At 39.9% G+C, this 20,435-nt stretch carries 19 protein-coding genes and 1 pseudogene; 9 read left to right on the forward strand and 11 right to left on the reverse strand.

Annotated elements, in window-relative coordinates; genetic code table 11:
* Positions 1-132: 132 nt before the first annotated feature.
* Genes R2Q80_RS21550 through R2Q80_RS21575 form a run of 6 tightly spaced genes read right to left on the reverse strand, consistent with a single transcriptional unit; the run spans position 133 to position 6,253 of the window.
* Positions 133-2,235 (reverse strand): hypothetical protein, encoded by a 2,103-nt coding sequence (locus R2Q80_RS21550; RefSeq protein ID WP_316801592.1) that lies wholly within the window; start codon positions 2,233-2,235, stop codon positions 133-135.
* Positions 2,229-3,092, reverse strand: coding sequence for a TRAFAC clade GTPase domain-containing protein (locus tag R2Q80_RS21555; RefSeq protein WP_316801593.1), 864 nt, complete (start codon positions 3,090-3,092; stop codon positions 2,229-2,231). Before R2Q80_RS21555 ends, R2Q80_RS21550 begins: the two co-directional genes overlap by 7 nt.
* A complete protein-coding gene (locus R2Q80_RS21560) occupies positions 3,092-4,099 on the reverse strand; it encodes a TRAFAC clade GTPase domain-containing protein (RefSeq protein WP_316801594.1) in 1,008 nt (335 codons plus the stop codon). The genes R2Q80_RS21555 and R2Q80_RS21560 overlap by 1 nt, the downstream gene beginning before the upstream one ends.
* Positions 4,099-5,211 (reverse strand): GTPase-associated system all-helical protein GASH, encoded by a 1,113-nt coding sequence (locus R2Q80_RS21565; RefSeq protein WP_316801595.1) that lies wholly within the window; start codon positions 5,209-5,211, stop codon positions 4,099-4,101. The genes R2Q80_RS21560 and R2Q80_RS21565 overlap by 1 nt, the downstream gene beginning before the upstream one ends.
* A 4-nt stretch (positions 5,212-5,215) precedes the next feature.
* Entirely contained in the window at positions 5,216-6,040 is an 825-nt protein-coding gene (locus R2Q80_RS21570; RefSeq protein WP_316801596.1) for an SEFIR domain-containing protein, read from the reverse strand.
* Positions 6,041-6,055: 15 nt separating this feature from the next.
* Positions 6,056-6,253, reverse strand: a complete 198-nt coding sequence (locus R2Q80_RS21575; RefSeq protein WP_316801597.1) for a hypothetical protein — start codon at positions 6,251-6,253, stop codon at positions 6,056-6,058.
* Between the two features lie 583 nt (positions 6,254-6,836).
* On the opposite strand from R2Q80_RS21575, the gene R2Q80_RS21580 reads away from it, so the two are divergent.
* The 5 genes from R2Q80_RS21580 to R2Q80_RS21595 all read left to right on the forward strand — a co-directional run bounded on the left by R2Q80_RS21580 (position 6,837) and on the right by R2Q80_RS21595 (position 9,388).
* On the forward strand, positions 6,837-7,136 hold the full coding sequence (locus R2Q80_RS21580; RefSeq protein ID WP_316801598.1) for an Arm DNA-binding domain-containing protein: 300 nt from the start codon (positions 6,837-6,839) through the stop codon (positions 7,134-7,136).
* Between the two features lie 178 nt (positions 7,137-7,314).
* A complete protein-coding gene (locus R2Q80_RS21955; RefSeq protein WP_410478784.1) occupies positions 7,315-7,509 on the forward strand; it encodes a phage integrase SAM-like domain-containing protein in 195 nt (64 codons plus the stop codon).
* 93 nt (positions 7,510-7,602) lie between these two features.
* The gene (locus R2Q80_RS21585) at positions 7,603-8,121 is read left to right on the forward strand and encodes a site-specific integrase (protein ID WP_316801599.1); all 519 of its coding nucleotides are present in this window, start codon (positions 7,603-7,605) and stop codon (positions 8,119-8,121) included.
* 127 nt (positions 8,122-8,248) lie between these two features.
* Positions 8,249-8,542 (forward strand): putative quinol monooxygenase, encoded by a 294-nt coding sequence (locus tag R2Q80_RS21590; RefSeq protein ID WP_316801600.1) that lies wholly within the window; start codon positions 8,249-8,251, stop codon positions 8,540-8,542.
* Positions 8,543-8,758: 216 nt separating this feature from the next.
* Entirely contained in the window at positions 8,759-9,388 is a 630-nt protein-coding gene (locus R2Q80_RS21595) for a TMEM175 family protein (RefSeq protein WP_316801601.1), read from the forward strand.
* 407 nt (positions 9,389-9,795) lie between these two features.
* On the opposite strand, the gene R2Q80_RS21600 is transcribed toward R2Q80_RS21595, so the two are convergent.
* A complete protein-coding gene (locus tag R2Q80_RS21600) occupies positions 9,796-10,146 on the reverse strand; it encodes a helix-turn-helix domain-containing protein (RefSeq protein WP_316801602.1) in 351 nt (116 codons plus the stop codon).
* 71 nt (positions 10,147-10,217) lie between these two features.
* On the opposite strand from R2Q80_RS21600, the pseudogene R2Q80_RS21605 reads away from it, so the two are divergent.
* Positions 10,218-11,150: pseudogene (locus R2Q80_RS21605) on the forward strand (NmrA/HSCARG family protein).
* Between the two features lie 234 nt (positions 11,151-11,384).
* Entirely contained in the window at positions 11,385-12,203 is an 819-nt protein-coding gene (locus R2Q80_RS21610; RefSeq protein ID WP_316801603.1) for a hypothetical protein, read from the forward strand.
* A gap of 26 nt (positions 12,204-12,229) precedes the next feature.
* Here the strand turns inward: R2Q80_RS21610 and R2Q80_RS21615 are convergent, their stop codons facing one another.
* The 3 genes from R2Q80_RS21615 to R2Q80_RS21625 form a co-directional block, all read right to left on the reverse strand.
* Positions 12,230-12,952: a DUF92 domain-containing protein gene (locus tag R2Q80_RS21615; RefSeq protein WP_316801604.1), complete on the reverse strand. Its 723-nt coding sequence runs from the start codon at positions 12,950-12,952 to the stop codon at positions 12,230-12,232.
* 62 nt (positions 12,953-13,014) lie between these two features.
* Positions 13,015-14,550 (reverse strand): phage tail sheath family protein, encoded by a 1,536-nt coding sequence (locus tag R2Q80_RS21620; protein WP_316801605.1) that lies wholly within the window; start codon positions 14,548-14,550, stop codon positions 13,015-13,017.
* Between the two features lie 404 nt (positions 14,551-14,954).
* Entirely contained in the window at positions 14,955-15,182 is a 228-nt protein-coding gene (locus R2Q80_RS21625; protein ID WP_316801606.1) for a helix-turn-helix domain-containing protein, read from the reverse strand.
* Positions 15,183-15,345: 163 nt separating this feature from the next.
* Between R2Q80_RS21625 and R2Q80_RS21630 the strand changes: the two genes are divergently transcribed.
* Positions 15,346-15,993 (forward strand): hypothetical protein, encoded by a 648-nt coding sequence (locus R2Q80_RS21630; protein ID WP_316801607.1) that lies wholly within the window; start codon positions 15,346-15,348, stop codon positions 15,991-15,993.
* 74 nt (positions 15,994-16,067) lie between these two features.
* Positions 16,068-19,412 (forward strand): DEAD/DEAH box helicase, encoded by a 3,345-nt coding sequence (locus R2Q80_RS21635; protein ID WP_316801608.1) that lies wholly within the window; start codon positions 16,068-16,070, stop codon positions 19,410-19,412.
* A 6-nt stretch (positions 19,413-19,418) separates the two neighbouring features.
* Here the strand turns inward: R2Q80_RS21635 and R2Q80_RS21640 are convergent, their stop codons facing one another.
* On the reverse strand, positions 19,419-20,270 hold the full coding sequence (locus R2Q80_RS21640) for a Cof-type HAD-IIB family hydrolase (RefSeq protein WP_316801609.1): 852 nt from the start codon (positions 20,268-20,270) through the stop codon (positions 19,419-19,421).
* Positions 20,271-20,435 lie beyond the last annotated feature (165 nt).

Consider the following 20,435-nt stretch of genomic DNA (forward strand, 5'->3'; position numbering starts at 1 on the left):
AACCAATTGATGATAAACTATCTTTAGTCCTGAAAAATTACTGAAGATAAGCTCGAAAATTGAAATACATACCCGAAAAAGGTGGCCAATTTGGAGGATAACAGTTGGCCACCTTTTGCCGGAAACCACCAATTATAGATTTTTATCTAAAATCTTATAATAAAAAGTTTTTTCTAAACGATTTTCTTCAAGTTTTTGCCTAGCCTGCTTCAAGATTTTTTTTACGGGTTTCACATCAACACCAAATTCAACGATTTTTTTAAAAGTATGCTCATCCTTAACAATTTGAACTATGTAATAAGGATCCCACTTATATTTCAGAAAACAACTTATCAATGATCTTCTTAGAAACTCACAATGATCCCATTCTGGCACTTCATTGCGCTCCTTAAATAGCTTTGAAAAGAAATCAAGTTCAATCATATCATACAGATCCCTTCCCATTAACATCTTAAAGCGATTCCAAGTGTGAAAATCAAATATTGAACCTTTTAAATTATTATGCAATGGCTGAAAAATTAATTCGCTTAGGATTTCAGGATGTACTACTGAATTTGAAAAAGCAGTCGTTGTAAAAAATGTATACAATGAAGTCTGTGTTTGGAGATCACCAATGGTCTGTACTTTTTTAAAAAATCTTTCAAAATCACTATCCGAAACTTCAAACCAAGCCCCTTCTGTTGGAGAAAGTACCTTGGGAATAATGGATAACTGGGAATTGTTATATTTATTAAGTATACTAAGACTTTTAAACGCAGAAGATGGTTTTTGCTTTATGAGATATTCCCAATCCAATGGTAGTATTTTATTATCTCTATTCAACCATTGAAAAATCGGTTCAAAAACTCTATCTCCAAGAATAGAAAAGATTTCTTCTGAAAACCTTCCGTTCTCAGCTTCGAGCATATTATCTATAATCTTTGGCCACTTTGGATTCTTAATTCGCGTTATCTTGCTCCACCACAAATCCTGCACAATGTCTTCAGATTTCCAGATCAATTCCTTGTATATCAATTCGCCATTTTGAGTCAAAATATCATTTAAAACCGCTTTATACAAAGTTGGTCTTGAAATCCAGACATTACTAGGTAAGGTTGTTAATAATCTTATAAAATCTGGCCGATTTGTTTCAGAGTCCTTAAGGAGCTCAAGGAGCTTTAAAACCTGAACTTCCGATAAGTTCTTTCCAGTCCAGCTGGTGAAGATAACCAACGCAAAATCCCAATTCAGTTCACTAAATGCGTTTTCGGTCAAAAGGCTTGTAATTAGACTGAAATTATTCTTAGGTGAAAGATTGAATAATAGCTGAACAAGATTTGACTTTAATAATTTCCCCTCCGAAGGCAAAGGTAGATCTCTTACCAATAGTTGCATTATTTTGACATATTCCTGGCTATTGATATTATTCATTGCGGCATAAGCCCTCAAGAGTAAGGAAAAATTCTCCTTGTTTGGGAGCAGATCAGAACCAAATTTGGTCATAAAATCCAACACTACTTCAGGATCTTGATTTTTGTATAAATCAAGAATTTCATCATTACATCCTTTTGTCCCAGAGACATAAAAACTGAATTTTTCTTTGTCTAGCCTCGTCAACATCCTTTCTCGATTCTCTGGCATCACCTGTAAATCAAAAAACTCTTTTCCTATGCTTCTCAATGCAATCGATCCTGTACAAAAAGAAAAGTTCCTTTTTAATCTTGGCCATTGGTAAGTCCAAATTGTCAGAATGTCTTTTTGAAACTCTGTTTCAGCATTTGAGTAAATGATTAATGGTTTATCATTTGAATATAAACTACAAGAAACAGCATATTGCCTTGGAGTTGGTCTTAATTTTCTATTGCTCAGTTCGGATATTGAAAACTCGATAGGTTCAATTTTTTTATTGACCATTTCTTTCGCAGGCCTTTTGAAGGCTCCAAGTAAAAGCTCGAAATTCTTAATAGTCCATATTGCAGAAATTTCAATTAATAAAGTATGTGTCCATACGCATCCTGGGCGGGGCATTTCACTTGCATACCAAGTTTTTGCCAGCGCATAGTATTTACTATTTGATAAGGGATATCCAGTTATATACTCACTGAAACTAGATTCAATCCCGGTACCGGAATAATCACTTAATAATTGAAGCTCTTTACGTTCTCCAATTGTCAAGTCAAGGGAAGAGGAAAGGAGCGTATGACCTTCCTTATATCCATGAATAGTTTGTTGTACCTTAATATTATTTTCTACCATTCGTTTATTATCCACTCAATTGGTGCGCAAATGTTTTTATGAGTCTTATCTTCTTCCTGAACAATTATCCTTTCAGCAGGTTCAGGAACCTTTCGCAAAGATAACACACTTTCTGCTTCCGATATACTGCCTCCCTGAGCACTTATCCCAAATACTTTGAACTGAAATAATTCGGGGTTGGTAATTAGATACTGATTTAACAATGGCATATTTTTTTCAAGCCACTTAGCAGGCGATTTATGGCTTGCCATCTGTTCATCCCAAGCGGATATCACAATAGCGATTTTTTGTAGTTTCCCAAAAAGTGTTTCTGCGTGACCAGCTAAAATGTCGACAAGCATCACCTGACTAGGTGACTTTTCTGCATTAAAATCTACCTGCTCAGCGAGATCCTCGGGCTCATCTCCAAACGCCTGTAAGACACCAGCTATCTCATCTATTAATACGTGTGCCCGTACTTTACTTGGATTAATAAACAGGATGCTCCCTTCGGAATTTTCAGCCTGCACTTTATATTCTTGTTCCCATGTGCGGTCTGTATATTGTCGTACGAATGATTCACCTGCCATGTCCGGCATATTCAAATCAAATTGAATCTTTTTTTGATTATCGACAAGATGCAAAATCACTTCCTTGGTAGATGCCCCTGTTGATTCCGCGGTTCTTCCAATCAACTCACAATTAAGCCATTTAGACACAATATAATTTAGATATGTTGTATTCTTTGAATACCTAGCCTGAGAAAGTGGCTTATCCTCTACGTCTGAATCTATGAAGTGATAGAATGCTGCCAAAAATGAAGTCTTACCTGACTCTGGCAAACCCAATAATAGTATCTGATTATTTGTTATTTCCATTAACTTAGGTACTTAAACTTTTGAAATGTGCGCATTTTTGGCAAATCCTCTATTATATCTTTATAGTCGTAATTTTCAATCTGTGGTGTGGAAAGGCACAGTTCAAAAAAATCTTCAATTCCCGATCCAGCAACAAAATTTGCATTCTGAGATCTAGATGCAATATGGATTGTTTTTCTTATTAAGCCTGGAAATTTAATTTCAATTGCTTCATCAAGGAACTTTGTTACCTCCTCACCTTTATGTTGTTCATCCACTTTATCCCATTTGGTAATCAAAAGATTGATCCCTTTTTCTTTTACAGTCATTTCGTTCTGTATGGCACGCCCTATTAATTTTATTATATCTGATTTGATCGCCTGTCTTTTCGTGATATCCATTAATAATTCCCCATCAGCGATAAAAAATATATGGTCAGCATTTTTAAGCACGGTTAAGGACTGCATTTCGTCGTCATCATTTCTTGCTGCCTGATATTTCTCCCCATTAACGTCAGCAAACAACAGATGTTTAGAGGAGCTGTCTAAGGAAGCCTTTCGTACACTTAGATGTAAGTAGGCAAATTCCCGGCTATAAGTTCGTTCAGTTTTTGGAGTATTATTTTGAGAAATAACTCTAGCATGGTGGCACCTTCTTTCAAATGCAATCGATGTCCCAGTGCCTGAAAAGTAGTATCCTGCACAGCCTCCTTTATTAAATTTATCGAATAAGGCAGCATATAAAGTTGATTTTCCACATTCAGGCTCGCCTATTAGAACAATCAGGTTGCAAGGAAATTTATTGGTTATCAGTGAAATGTTTTTTTCATCGATCTCCTTATTAGATGATAGCTGGAATAAATCGTAGTCGTCCTGAATTGTAGTTTCTGATTCGGTAACAATCTCCTCTTTAATCACTGGCGTGAGGTATTGGCAATCATCACCGTTGTTCTCCATACAAAGACCGTTTGTATTGAAAGAGCAGCCTGTTTGCGAACAGGCTTTAATAAATCCTTGAACAGTATCCATTACCCCTGAAGTTTTTCCAATACTCTTGTGAGCATTAATTCCTTATACAATTGATTTGAAACAAACGACAGCTCAAAATGGGTATCTGTTTTTACTCCACTTCTTTTTTCATAAATGGGTTTCCATTCGTTGCCTGCAAACTCGGTATAGCTGTGCAATGCATTGAGCAATGGACACAAGCTGCTTATAGTTGGATCAATCTCTGGCAATACATCTTGAATCCCCTCACTATCGACCCCTAGTGAAGATACTATACTTCCCAAGGTTTCTGCTTTTTTTTGTTCTGCATTCAACTCAAAGATTTTGGAAACCATATTATCTATTTTACCCAGTCCGGGTAGGTTCAGTGTCAATCTATTTAGTTCAAACGGAGTAATAATCGCAACCAATTCAGGGGCTACGGCACAAAATTTCTTCCCGATCACCTCACTATATCCCCCAAAAATCCACCAAAGAACATTCGATTCTTCAGCTAAATACTTCTGATTTGTCTGTAGCTCGGTAATCATATCAAAAATCTTGTTAGCATTCACCAATAAATTATTTGTGTCCTTCTGTACAAGCGTAAGATTTTTTATAGTTTCATCTGCAACAGTGATCGCAGCTGGCCCTTCTGCACCCGCGGTCATGACAACCTTTGAGAATGATTGCGTTAATTTCTTTGGAACATCGGTTACGGGCATGTCTCTACCTCTTTCACATTCATTTATCCAAAACTGTTCTGCCAGAGGAATGAGTTGCGGGAGGATGTCAATTTGTGATCCTATTCGGGTACAGATACCGAGAGCTAGCATATCGCTCAAGTATGATCTGTTCTCTTCAATTTTTTCCGCTATTGAACACCCGGCAAGTAATCTTAGAAGATTTGTGTTTTGGACTGAGAAAAGTTCATCGTTCGATTTAAACTTGTCAACCAAATCAATGTATTCCGGTGAAGTCTCCTTGCTAATTCCCAAGTAAATTTTGAGTAATCCCAACCAGAAACCTGTGGTGTTATCTTTAAAATAACCATCTATAATTTTTCTACGGGATTGTAATTCTTCTTTTGAACTTTCTTTTTTTGTTGCTGTATTATACCAGTCTGTAAATAGCGCTTTTGCAGAATAACTCATTTTATTATGATTTAAATGGATTTGGATCAATATTCTCGTCAAATAACTTAGACCAAAGGTCGGCTAACATATTGCGTTCTTTTGCCCTTATTAAAAATCTTCCCGAAATTTCATCTACATTGTTGGCTTCGATAGTTTCGCCTATTTCAACAAGATTTAAATCAGAAGCAATTTTGAACCTATTGCTAATAGGTAACACAAAAAAAGCTTGTAATATCTTCATTCCTGGTTTCATGTCATTTGTAAATTGAGGGATTTCAGGTAAGGTGTTAGAGTTTCCTTCAGTAGTGGTTTTTTTTTCCAATAGGGAGCCTATATCAGATTTCTTTACTAGATGGGGAGTTCCCATCTTTGGCTTTCGGTTCTTCAGCTCTCCTTTTAGTCTTTTTAACAAAAGAGCGAAATCATCTTCTGTTGATAAATTATAATAGGTAAATGGCTGTAGAAAAGTAGGTATAAATTTCTTATCAGCACTGTCAAAAACGACTGGAATATATTTCTTATTAACCGAATCGTTTTGATAAATTTCGTTTGCCGTTAAGGTGGACTCCCATTTTGCTCCTAGACCCGTCCCCGCTTTTGCACGTCCTTCAAATCTTTCAAGAAATCGCTCTGATGCGACGACCAGAACGAAATCGGAAACTCTGATATTTTCTTCCATCCAATTTGGCCAACCTCGTTCGGGGTTTCCATCTTCTACGTACTGATCACAGTTACTATTGATATATCTGCTAAGCAATTTATCACTTAATTCCAAAACACGTTCTTCGTGAGCGACAGTATCGTGAGCGTAGCTTATAAATACTGTTGGTGAAACAATTTCCTCCATTAATTAGTTGAGAGTTTATTTAATATGGTTTTTTAAAAAATTTTCTATTACGGAACAAGGTACAAAAAACGGTTTTTTATCAATCTGCCACTCCACGACATTTCCAGTAACCTGGAAATTACCTTCAAATCGGCTACCCAACGTATTTATAGTAAAACTTCCACCGGATTTTGAGCCACTGAATTGAGCATCATATTGTTTAATTTCATTCATTGCCAATTGATAAAGATTATCAATGTTTCCTGAATGATTTATCCTAAATTTACACCCCATCGATTTTTTTTTACTAAAGATAAGCTAAATTCCCATAAACAAAATAGGGGTGTTGATAGATTAATTGTTGTTAACTTTGTTTTTAGCAGTGGAAAACAAAATAGAAGTATAAAATAAATCACTTAAATTTAAAGGTAATTGACTATATTTAACACGTAGCAATTGCAACTAAAAAATACAGACAAAAAGGTGAGCGATTCGGTGAGTCGAATTTAAAAACCACACCAAATACCATTTAAACGCTGATTTATGAACTAGGTTCGAATCCCAGCGGGATCACAGAAAGACGGAAGAAATTGCGTCTTTTTTGGTTTAATAATATTTAGACCAAGATAGCTTTTCGAAGATAAATCAATCAAATACAACTTAATTCAATCTGTATGGTGGTGAATTCACTGGCCATATTATGAATTAAATTTGTTGGCCACCATTAGGCTCCCCACCTATCGAATCAGTTTTTAACATAAGCCGTTTTGCCGGATCCGTCCGGGAACTAACATGTTTTACTTTAAATGGATTGAAAATGAAAAGCAATCAGGTCATGAACATATTGTTCTGGCACAAAAAATCAAAAGCCGGTAAGGACGGCTACGCAACGGTGATCTGTAGGATTACCATCGACGGGATGGAAAAGGAATTCTCTACATCCAAAAAAGTTGATACCGATCACTGGGATCTGGTTACCAAACGGGCATCTGGTGGTAGGGATCACAAAGCTGTCAACCTCACACTGAGTGATGTGGAGTCGGATCTTGAAACCCACTTTAAGGTTCTCCGGATGTCCCATGGCTTTGTTACACCACAAATGGTTAGAAATGCCTAAAAAATGCACCCTTACACCTGGAGAAAATTGGCAAAAGAACAACTGTTGAGGAAATACCGACGCTTCTGGAGCTAAGTAAATATCACCTGGCTGAATTTGCAGAACTAGCGGCAATTGGCCAGCGTTCAAAAGCAACGCTTAGGCAATGGAGGTCTTCTCAGAGGAAGCTTAAGAATTTATTTCTTTTGAATTTAAATGTAACGATCTGCTCCTGTCCAAAATTGGATTTTCATTTGCGCAAAAGCTTTTCCGGTACCTCACGATCAAAAGGTTAAAAAAATTAAAGGCCGCCGCCGCAAATAAACAGATCAAGAATGCGAAGAAAGTGTTAAATTTAGCTGAAGCCAATGGCTGGTTACTGAAAACCCTATAGAAAAGTACCGTTGCAAAGGCGATGAAGCGGAGATCCCGCTATTGGAAATGGAGGAAGTTGGTGCGATCTGGAAAAAAAATTGACATTTTACGCTTGGACAAGGTTAGAGATGCTTTCGTTTTCCAATGTTTTACAGGTTTTGCCTATCAGGACATCTATGCCCTGACACCGCAGCATATCAAAAAACACGGTGTTGAACGGGAACGATGGTTGGTTAAGGAAAGAGGAAAGACAAAGGTGACTGAGATGGTACCGGTGCTCCCCATAGTGGATGAAATCATTGATAAATACAAAGATGATCCCTATTGCCGTTTTAAAAATAGCCTCTTACCGGTAAATAGCAGTGCGAAATACAATACCTACTTGAAGGAACTTGCCGATATTTGTGGTATCGGAAGAGAGCTGAATACCCACCTTGCACGCCATACTTTTGCAGACATCATGCTCAACGTCCTGGAATTCCCATTGGAAGATGTGAGCAAAATGCTCGGACATAAAAGTATAAGAACTACCCAGCGTTATGCCAGGGTCAAAAAGCGCCGCATAGGAAACCGGATGAACGCGGTCAAAGGATTGCTATTCCAAGCAGATGGACAGTTAAAAGACTTTTAACCTATCAATTGTGAAAATAATTATGTATTTGCTAAGCATCTGAATTGCCTGATCGTGGCACTATTCGTGTTCAATCTATTATGGCGGTATATTGCCGCTAACGAACCGTTCTATTAAAATTGATCAAATGGAAAATTTAGCGTTACTGGCCCACTTTGAGGCTAAACCCGGTAAAGAACAACAAGTTGCTGACTTCCTTACAAGCGCTTTGCCTTTGGCAGAAGCTGAATCCGGTACTATTCGCTGGTATGCATTGCAGCTCGGACCTTCCACCTTTGGTATATTCGATACATTTACCGATGATGCCGGTCGAGATGCGCACTTAAACGGTGAGATCGCTAAAGCACTGATGGCCAGCGCCGATGAACTACTTGTTTCGACGCCAGTGATTGACAAAGTAAAAATACTTGCCTTTAAGTGATCTCTAACAAAAGCTGGCAGTGACTGCAGGTCGGCATTCGGCACAGGCCGACCGCTATCACTTGCCTGCTGAATATGATCTGATCGGATTATGTGGACAATCTCAAATATTACCCGATCCAACCACATAAGATATCGTTGTGATCAATTGCCGATATCAATAGATATTTGGTTTTCAGTTCAGGCCTGCAAAAAAAATTAGTTTAATAGGGATCTTATGTACAATCATCGAACAACTGACAGGCTTGAATATTTTAGCGATGCTGTTTTAGCTATTGCCGCAACATTACTCGCCACAGAATTGCCTAAACCGGAAGCCGGAACAGATCTGCTGGGAGAGATATTGAAAAACTGGCCTCATTATGCTGCGTTCGCCGCGTCTTTCCTGTTTATATGCGTTGCCTGGTCCAACCATCACAACATGTTTATTTATATAAAAAAGACAGATCAGTACCTGCTCATATTACATATCTTGTTTTTAATGTTTGTCACACTCCAGTCTTTCACTACAGGATTATTGGCACTCCATGTAGGCAAACCAGACGAAAGAACGGCAGCATTGATCTATCATACTATATTGGTGTTGATGACAGTACTTTATAACTGCGTATGGTGGTATGCCACCAGAAAGAAAGGTCTTTTGGAAGAAAATACAGACCCGGCACTTGTCAAACTGCTGACAAGAGAGTATGCGATCGCCCCTGTGCTACACTTAGCTGCCTTAATTATTTCTTTTTGGAACGTGGCTTTTAGTATTATTCCCATAGTATTACTCTACATCTATTTTGCGCTGCCTCGGTTCAGCGAAAAGAAGATAAGGGAAAGGAACGAGTCGATTCAAGGTTAGCTAACCTATAAGAATCTGTAGAACAAAGGCCAGCAAACAGCTAAATTACACATTAGTGGTATGATTAATGTTGCTAGTAAATAGTGATCAGGATTCGTTTTCTGATGACTGAAGGTGTATGTTTTTCATGAAAAAAAAACCGACAATAATCGTGCTGCGATTGTAGAATGAAAGTTTTGTCATCATGCTTTGGATTCTCTATATGAGTTAGGTTTTTTTAAGAACGATATAAAAAAAGGCATAATATGATCTTGGAAGACCGATGAAGCGTAAATTTTCACGCCAGTGTTATAATACACTAATTTTTCTTACAAATTGTGACGGTGGCGGTTTTGATATTAAAAATCCGTTTATTTAAGGATATAATCTGAAGATCTTTTGCTTCAAAAAATTTAGAAACCCAATTATTAATCCTCCTTTATCTTATTTCGATGGTTTTTACCCCAGTCAATCATTTCAGCAATCATATTGCTTAGCGTATCGCAATAGCTAGTAGTCGTGTACTCCACACGGGGTGGAGAGGTGTCGTATACTTTGCGTAGTACCAGCTTATTTTGTTCCAGTTCTTTAAGCTCTTTAGATAATACTTTGGTGGTAATACCGCCAGTACTCCGTTGTATATCTCGAAAGCGGGTATTCCCCTGGTGGACAGCAACCAGTATAGGCAGTTTCCACTTCCCATTTATTACATACAGCGTATCCTGCAAATGTCGTATCTGCTGGTCAATGGTTGCTTTATCCTCTTGTATATCTGGCATCCTTTAGGTAACTGGTATGTTTTATAAACCAACGGCTCCGTAAATTTAAAAAAAAAAATGAACGAACAGATATGAACAATAAACCATTGATACTAATAGCCGGTGCCACCGGAACACAGGGTGGTGCAGTTATAGAGGCACTATTAGCTAAACACATTGCTGTCAGGGCAATCGTAAGGGATAAAAATAGTGAAGCGGCAAAGGCATTGGCAGCAAAGAATGTAGAAATAGCCGAAGCTACTTTCGACGACCTGAAAAGTCTAACTTAGGCTGCCAAAGGCGCCACAGGAGTATTTTCTGTACAAATGGGAACACACCCAGGCAATAAAGGTCAAGAAACCCTGCATGCCAATAATCTAATTGCAGCAGCAAAGGCGGCAGGGATAGAGCAGATCGTACATACTTCGGTTGCGCGTGCCGGAGAACACGAAAACTTTGCCGGCTGGGAAGAAGGCAGATGGGAGCCGCTATACTGGGAAGAGAAAGCCGCAGCAATTGATGCTGTTAAAACCGCAGTATTTACGGACTGGACAGTCATCAAACCGCCATTTATTATGGTGAACGTACTTCCACTTATGGATGAAGTGATGTTTTCTACTCTTAGAGAGGGTAAAATACTCACTCCAATCGCACCGGACACAAAAATAGATTGGGTATCTCCTAATGATATTGGGCGTTTCGCAGCTGAAGCTTTTGCGCAGCCCGAGAAATTTAATAAAAAAGAGTTTGCCATAACAGGTGATAACCTTACTATGACACAAGTTGCTGATGTACTGTCTTCGGTTGTTGGCAAACGATTTGAAGCCATCAGCCAAACTGAGGAAGAAGCTGCTAACAGTGGGTTGTTTAAATATGGCATCGATTCCTATCTCTGGCAAAATGTAGAAGGTTATAAAGTAGACCCGCAGGAAATTGCAGAATTTGGCATTCAGCCTGAATCACTCAAAACCTTCCCAGAGCATCATAAAGCGCAACTTCAAAAAAATTATAGTGACTTAAAATAAACTATGATCAAATGCAGTAGCAAATTACAGATTGTCGCACTAAAGGCGCGACAATCTATACCGTTTTGTTTCATTCACTTTTACTGGTGAAGTTATATGCAGCAATTATCACATTATAGTAAGGCCTGACGCCCTAGAATGAAGTGCTAAATACAAAGATAAATTCCCTTAGTGATCAGATGCCTTTCGCTGTACATAGACTATTAGGAAACATGCGAATAGCAATCCGGCTTCATGCTTTCCCTCTGGTCTTTGCTCATTCCATACATAATCAGGTACGGAATCCTGTATAATCACCTGTTCTTTAATCAGATTCCTTACGCGTATATTTCAGAGATCATCCGCCAGGATTCTCTGATGAGTTTTATTAACCACGACAATTATAATCCCCGGATCATCGAGTACATCGCCAACAGCCGGCTTTGGGAAAAGTATTCCCCAAAGGAGTTTCCCATCGCTATGCTGGAGATTTTTGAAAGCCCGTTTAAAGTCTGGGAACATGCATTTGAATATCAGATCAGCGAAGAATGCCGGGCTGTGCTTTTGTGCCTGCTCATCGCCGATGCCAGTCCCGAATATGAACACGTTTTCTCACAGGTGGAAATCTACACAGCCCAGTTTTCCAAAAGCGGTGGGATAGGCCGTTCGGAGTTTAAATGCGCTATTAAAGAACTCGACAATTCTTTTATCATGGTCCACAGACACAAAGAAACCGTCTTCCTGCGCTTCCATAACCCATCCATCAAAGACTTCCTGGTAGCTTACCTCCAGGCTGATGAACATATTCAGATCCAACTGATCAGTGCCGGACAACAGCTCAGGGCAATGGTAGAATTCTTTTCAACAAAAGGTCGTTTTTCCAAAAACAGCCTCAATGTATCTGATAAGGTTAAAGCTGTACTGGAAACACGTATCATTCGTGATTTTGATACTCTGCTCGCACCTAGGAGGTTCTATTTTGACAAGGAAATCCATGCAGACAATTTTGTGGCGTCCAAACTCAACTGGATGAAAGGCTCCGCACCAAAGCTCTTGAAAGAACTCGGTCATTAAAATATTAGCACAAATAGAATAGTAATTTAGATACTAAGAAAAACTACCTCAAGCCCCAGGATCGCCCCTGCTGCCACCAATGTATTCACGAAATTAACGGCATCATTCCCGATAATTCCCTTCCGCTCCAGTAAAGCCCCCAATACTGAATCAGTAATATTACCTATCGTGCCTGAAATTACTATAAGTAAAAAGCTGATGCCCCAGCCCCATCCAAGTGCATAAATAACCGCTATTACAGCACTTCCTAAAATACCGATTACGGTTCCTTCGAGACTAACCACCCCATCCCTACCGCAGGCATCTGCTTTAAAGGAAATGATATTGAAGAACCGTCGTCCATAAACCATTCCGAGCTCAGAGGATAGTGTATCAGCTGTAGCAGATGCGAAAGCGGCAGCCATTACAGGCAACAACAGCGCCGAGTGCTGGGGATAATTAATAACTATGATACCGACGATGCCAGCTGCCCCTGCGTTAGCGAGAACTTGCAGCATATTCCTCCCATTTCCAGTTTCCTCAAATTTAATTAATGACTGCTTTTTGTGCCGTTGCCAGGAGGTAGCAGCAGAGCCTAATATAAAAAAAGTCGTCATCATGGCTAATCCGGGGTATCCCGCAGCAATAAAAATAGTTATCGCAATCACAGCTCCAGTGAAAGCTGCCGCAACCGTCAGCTTTTTGGCCAGGATGCTGTAAGCCATGCCCGAAATAATGATGACAGGCATTAAGATATCGATATTAAACATCACGAAAATAATTCATATCTTCCATGGCTGGATATTTTTTTGATAGGTTTTACCAGAATTATTTATGATTGCTGTTGTAGCTGTTGGAAAGTGATCATGATAAATTCGGCTGGCCTCACAATAGCCACCTTCACACAGATGAGCATTTTACCGTCTAATATATCATTTGGGGTCATTGTAGATCCAAGTCCAATCTGCACATCGTAAGCTTCTTCAGCCACTGCACCAGCTAAAGCACCCTGTTTCCAAAGATTAAAAAGGAAATTACCGATCATGGATTTAACCGTAATCCAGGTGTTGGCATCGTTCGGTTCAAACACATAAGCCCTGGTTGCAGCTTTTATAGATTGCTCAATCATGATCAATGTTCTACGCACATTGACGTATTTCCAGTCATTGCTGTTTCCATCCAATGTTCTTGCTCCCCATACCAGCGTCCCCAACCCTTCAAACGGACGGATCACATTTATTGATTTTCCGGTTTCAGGATCTAAATTAAAAAATCCCTGTATCTCGCCCGATACGTTGACAATGGGACTTAAAACTTGATTTAGTGAATAATTCGCTGGTGCTTTCCATACACCTCTGGCATTGTCGATCATGGTATACATACCAGCTATCGCAGCACTCGGAGGCAACTGGTTTGCCAAATATCTCGCATGTTGTAGAATAGCCTTGTAATTGGGGCTTGCAGATTTAAGTGCAAGGTGATGATTCTTTTTTAGGCTGATGAGCTGATCCCAGAAGCTGCCATCATCCGGCTTTTCCTGCATCAGAGTTTCCAGCTGAGCCAACTTAACTGCAAAATCCTGGCATATTTTTATCGGTTCACCGTCTTCCAGGTATTTGCTAATTGTATCAGGCAGATTTTCGAAAGTAAGCTCATCATCATCAACCACACTGGTATTTAGCCAGGGGTAGTAGGCTGCTCCATAGTTGAGAAAGTGATCTCCAATCATGTTTCTGAAATCCGCTGCTACCTCTTCCGGTTTCGACGTTTCATCGTGTTTTTTTAAATCGAAAATTGCGAAACGGTCTTGCATACGGATGCAATGTGCCAGTACTTCCGCATAAACCGCATAAGCTTCCTCCTTTAACTTCACAACATCCGGAATCACAATAAGGGTCGGCTCGTGGGTATATTCAAGAATTTCCAGCGGGCCACCGGCTTTGGTAAAGTCAGAAGCCTTAACTTCCAGTCCGTTCTGCTTATCACCGTAAGTGTCCACCGCCAAAATTATGCATGATCCGCCCCCATTGGCATAAAAGAGGCGAATGCTGTTATAGAAATATAACTCATTGTGTGCTTCGAACGAAATATTTACGGTAGCGGCACCAAGTTTAATAGATGATGCGGTAGCAGAATGAACATTATCTTCTTCAATTTTAAATTTTGGGGAAAATGCACCGCCAAAGCTTTCTACATATTCGGCAAGGGAATTGATTCTGGTGGGTAAACCTAGCAGGGAGTTGCCGTTTCTTTCAGCCTTGAAGGTATATCCGATAAAAGCTGGAATGGCAGTTTCAACAGCTACAGCTGAATTGGGGAAGGCAGCAACTTCACTAATATAAACTCCTGGTGTTTTGTAATCTGGCATACTTGACTTTGATTAATAATAATTTTTACGAACTAATAACTTTTTTTCCAGCTACAGGTCTCGCTATGGGTATTGTTCGGTCTTCCCGGCACACATGTTCGACCACGGCATATAACCGGTAAAGGGCTAGTACTAACTAAGAGCATACCAGGATCGTACCTGAAACGTAAAAAGACGTAGCAGACACGTTCCAGACACGTTCCAGACACGTACAAAACCCGGACAAGTTATAGGCCGTAGTGGGAGGATTATGCCTGTTGCCTACTATCAATATACCTTGACACCAACACAGCATTACGTCAAGCAGAAAAAGGCAATAATGTAGCTTAGCACTTTTTAATACCAGATACAGAGGTTTTACGGCTTAGCTTATACTTTGACCATAAATTAAGCCTATAATGCGATTACCCCTCCATTTCTTCCTTCAGTTTCAGGTGTCCGTATAAAAACTTATTTATCTCCACAACCTCTGCTTCAATTGCAAGCGCTATCAGATAAAGTTCAAAGCCCATTGGCCTCGCATTATCCTTTAAGGTGAGGTCATTTAACCGTTGTTTGGTAATGCCTGTCTTTTTTGCTAATGTGGCTTTACTAACAGATCGTTTAGCTAAATACTCTCCTAATTTGGTCATCACAATTGAAATTTTCTTCAGAATTCATTTAAAGATAAGCGCATTGAACAAAGTGATAATAATAATTTGGAAAATAGACTGTTTATAATTACTTTAGTAATGTTAAACATTACATTAGTGATATTTAACCAATAAACATTTACAGACTATAACAAATCTAATTATGAACACACCGTATCATTATTCGGGTTTAATGACTCAAAGTGAATTTACGATCCGATATCAATGTTGCATTTCACGAATTGCATCTGGATACACTCAGGAAGAAGTTTCATTTCTGATGGGGAAGCAACCCTATTTTTATCGCGATTATGAAGAACTCAATGATGGCGTAAAGCTTCATGATAATGATAAACTTGCTTTAAAAGCTATTTTTCACTCCACATCAGATGTAGAATTAAACTTAATTCCCGACCCCTACGGTTTCCATGAAAAGCGAGCTATAAGAGGTATCAAAACCTACCAGGCGGGCAAAATTCAATATTGCCTTATTCATCCATGGGATGTAGTTAACAAAAAGAAAGGAACAAAAGAAAACAGCCGCATCACATACGAGGAATATGACTATATCATTCCTGACGACGCGAGGCTCGAGATCATTAATAAATATAAAACAGCGGTTATGAAGTTACTTGAACGTTCGTTTTTCAAATACCCACAGCAACCTGTTGATATTTATACGCACTTAAAGTTTTCCCGTTTCGACCCCATGATCAAACCTTTATTTGTGAAACTGGCAGTATACGAGTTGATGGCAAGTAAACATCTTCACATGAAGACGATAGAGAATAAAATACATTATCACGGATAGAGAATAGGATCATTATGATAAAAAAAAATAGTTCAAAAAGGAACGCTTCCACGCCTTACAAACTGCAACTGAACGTGAAGACTCAGCTACCCTACCCAGCCGACGTGATGATTACAGAAGAGATGAAAAAGGAGAAATATCCTTACTGCGATTACAGCGTTACTGATTTTAAAGAGCAGACCATCATCGTCCGTTCAGGATGGCAGGAATATCATGAGCAAAAGATCAGCCTGATGGATGGATACATTACGGTATCCTGCAATTGCTCACAAGAGGTAACAGGGCTTTGCAGCCACGCCATTAAACTTTTTAATAAAATGATCGATCGAAAGGAATTCAAGTTCTTCGGTCGCTTTAAACAACACCCCTTCACCGACCCCGACTTTTTTGAAAGGTATCTGGTACTAAAAGGGAACTATTCCGGTATTAGTGTGCTCCCCAAACGTGAATACGGCCACATATACAATTATCAAAATGCCATCAAACCAGAATCCTTTATGGGTTACCCGGCATTCTCCCCGTTGCCGGTAAAAACAAAAGACGAAGAATTAACCGGGGTGGTTTATATTGTTGGTGCGCAGCGTGATCTGAATATTCCTATGCTGATTCCTTGCCGGGCAATTTTTTATCAGTATGGCCATGACATCAAATCATTTGTAAATTTTTATAAACCTGTGTTTGCAGATAAGCGATTAAATTTAACCGATAAATTACTTCATGCATACAGTCAGGATTTTGATCTGCTTTTAAATTTTGAAACGGAATATAAGCAATCCAGATATGTTGTCGACGAGAATACTGCAGCCTTGCGGTATACCGCTTTCAACTACTGGAAACAACTGCTACCAGTTCTAAAGGAACAAAAGCATTTGTTTTACCACACTTTTTACAATAAGTTGCTCTCCAAAGCGACGCTTACTAAAGACAGCATGACACCATTTGCGCTCACGGATGAGGAGGCTTCGTTTATCTTTACCCTGTCCCAACATAGCGGCCATTACAAGCTTAGGGTCAACGCCCGCTTAAACGGCCAGGATTGCGAGATTGCTGAAGTATTGCCGAACAACGATCCATTTTTCTTTTCACTAAAACAATCCCCAGGTTTGTTCCACCAGTTCCGTAACCTGGAAGAAGGAAAGGCTATAAGCGAAATATTCCGGGCGAGAGCAACTTTTACCATCCTCGAAAAGGACTTTGAAGAATTTAACCGGGCCATATTATTGAATCTCGCATCGAATTTTCCGGTGAGGTTTGAGCTGACAAAAAAAGCAGACCCGACGTTGCTTAACATTCAAGCCAAACTAATCAGAACCGTTGATCAGGGTGAATTTGTGGCTTTTATTCCCGAGGTTATTTACCCTGATGGACTGGTTGTCCCTGTGCAGTCTGCCGGCATTGAGTTTCCGAAAATGGAAAATGGTCAGTTACGAGTATTACAACGAAACAAAGCAGAGGAAGCTACTTTTAAAGCGCTTTTTATAGCACTCCACCCAACATTTAAACAGCAGGAATCCCTGCCCTATTTTTACCTGACTAAAGACACCCTTAAAAGAGACCACTGGTTTGCCAGGACGATTTATAACCTTACTGATCCTGACATCACGTTTTCAGGCCTGGAGAACCTGACTGGCATTGATTTTCATATGGAGCTGCCTGAGATTGATGTAAAGATCCAGCAGGAAAATGGCTCCCTGGATATCGGCGTATCAGTAACTTTCGGAAATCTGCGACTCAGCCCCGAAGAAATCCAAAAAGCAATCAGAAAGGGTGCAGATACCTTGGTGCTCGCTAATGGAAAAACGGCACATCTACCGAAGGAGTTTTTCAAAAAGCTTGGTGCTATTTTCCGCAGCGGTACAATAACAGATAATGGAGTAAAACTGACCGGGCAACACTATATGCTCATCGATCACTTATACAAGAAAGCAGAAAGGCCGGATCTGGCCAATATGGTGGCAGAAAGAGACAGACTATTTAGCGAGCTGGAGAAAATACCCCGTATGCCAGTTCCCAATAACCTGAATGCAGTATTGCGCCCCTACCAGTTGATTGGCTTTAGCTGGCTTTGCCACCTGCATTCCTTAAAATGGGGAGGCCTGCTGGCTGATGATATGGGCCTGGGTAAAACCCTGCAGATACTTACCTTGCTTCAGCACCTCAAAAATAACAGGCTTGTAGCTGGTCCGCATTTGTTACTAGCTCCGGCGTCTTTGCTATACAACTGGCAGGATGAAGCAGCAAAATTCTGTCCTGAATTGAAAGTATTGGTTTTTCATGGTTTGCTTCGCGAAAAAAATACCGACGAGTTGAAAAAGTATGATCTCGTCATTACATCTTACGGTACAGCTGCAGTAGATATCGAATTTTTAAAGGTAATCAATTTTGATTATGTAATCCTGGATGAGGCGCAGGCCATTAAAAATCCCTATTCCAAAAAATATAAAATGGCAACGCTCCTTGCACCACAACACAGGCTTGCGCTCACGGGAACACCAGTAGAAAACAGTTCGTCGGATCTTTATGCGTTGATGAACTTTGTTAATCCAGGCTTCTTTGGGAGTATGCGCATGTTTAATGATAACCTTGCAGTGAACGGAGATGACAAAGATAAAGAACGTGCGGATACGCTGCTTAAAATGACCAGGCCGTTTATCTTAAGGCGTACTAAAAAGCAGGTTGCCACAGATCTGCCACCAAAAACAGAGATGACGATATGGTGTAAAATGGAACCCGCACAACGAAGGATTTACGATAGTTACAGCAAGGAATTCAAGGCCGAACTGGTCAACAAGATTGATTCTGTAGGCCTGGAAAATTCACAGTTTGAGGTATTGAGGAGATTAATGGCCCTAAGGCAGATTTGCAATTCTCCGGCGCTCATCAAAGATGCACCGGCCTATGAAGGCGCTCCATGCAAAATCACCGAACTAATGGAACACATCATGGAAAAGACGACTGGACATAAGTTATTGGTTTTTTCGGCTTTTACAGGAATGCTGGATTTAATCAAAGTGGAACTGGAACAACAAGGCATAACTTATGCCTACCTGGATGGCAGTACGAAGCTGGACAAGAGAAAGGCCGCTGTAAACAGATTTCAGAATGATGAGGATTGCAGGGTTTTTCTGATCAGTTTAAAAGCTGGCGGAACGGGTCTGAACCTCACGGCTGCCGACTATGTTTACCTGATCGACCCCTGGTGGAACCCAGCTGTAGAGAACCAGGCCATCGACCGTTGCTACCGTATCGGGCAAGACAAACATGTAATGGCCTACCGGATGATCTGCAAGGATACCCTGGAAGAAAGAATTTTAGAGATACAGGATCGGAAAAGAAAGCTCGCGGGTGAATTGATCCCAAGCGATGACGGTATATTGAAATCGCTTGGGAAAGAAGATTTATTGAAATTGTTCGGGTAATGCAGCTTAGTCGGCAACAAAGTCAGCCACATCCTCCAAAACACCAAAGTGTACCAATGCCTTCCAGATACCATCGTCATCTACATCAGCAGTGGTATAGTCGGCTATGGCTTTAACGCCTGTATTGGCATCGCCCATGGCTACTCCAATGGCAGTATGCGTGAGCATGGCAATATCATTACCCCCATCGCCAAAGGCCATCGTTTGAGAAGGTTGAATATCAAAATGCTTACAGAAAATTTCGATACCAACATATTTATTTAATCCGCCGGCATTTACGTCAGCAAACAATGGTGTCCACCTGCTTGCCACGCAGTTGGGCATCACGTTTTCCATGAACAGCACTTCCTCCTCCGGGTTCATGAAAACATTTGCCTGTAACACATTTCCAAAATCCACATTTTCAGGATCCAATAGCGGAGGCAAAGGCAGGTTGATATGATCATGCATTTGTTTCACCATATCGGTAATCGTATGCACGAAAACGCCATCATGATACATTAATGCGAAATTCATGTTGTATTTTTTCTGATAATCCACCAGTGCCTTTATATCTTCTGCATGCATGGGTTGTTTATGCAGAATCTCTCCATCGGTAGTGGCGCAAAGCCCTCCATTAAAACAAATAAATCCATCAAAAGACAACTCGTTTAAAACTTCCAGGGCCTGAATGGAACGCCCGGTCGCTACGATTACTTTAATGCCTTTGTTACGGAGTGCTTCAAGTGCTCTTTTAGTAGAGTTTGGAATGCGATTTGTTTTGAAACTGACTAATGTGCCATCCACATCAAAAAATACTGCTTTGATATCTGGTTTGCTATTTCCCTGGTTGATTTGTTCGTTACTATTATTATTCATGTTCTGGCTTCCCGATGATATACTGATGATCGCAATTAAAAATTGCGAAATGCTTTAGATAGGCTATTACTAATCAATGTGACCATTTTAGTGCCTACCGGCAAGGTTCATCGCAAAAATAAATCATCTAAGGCAAATAATATCATAATACTGCAAGAAATGGAG

This window comes from Pedobacter frigidisoli (assembly GCF_032678525.1).
Lineage (GTDB): Bacteria > Bacteroidota > Bacteroidia > Sphingobacteriales > Sphingobacteriaceae > Pedobacter > Pedobacter frigidisoli_A.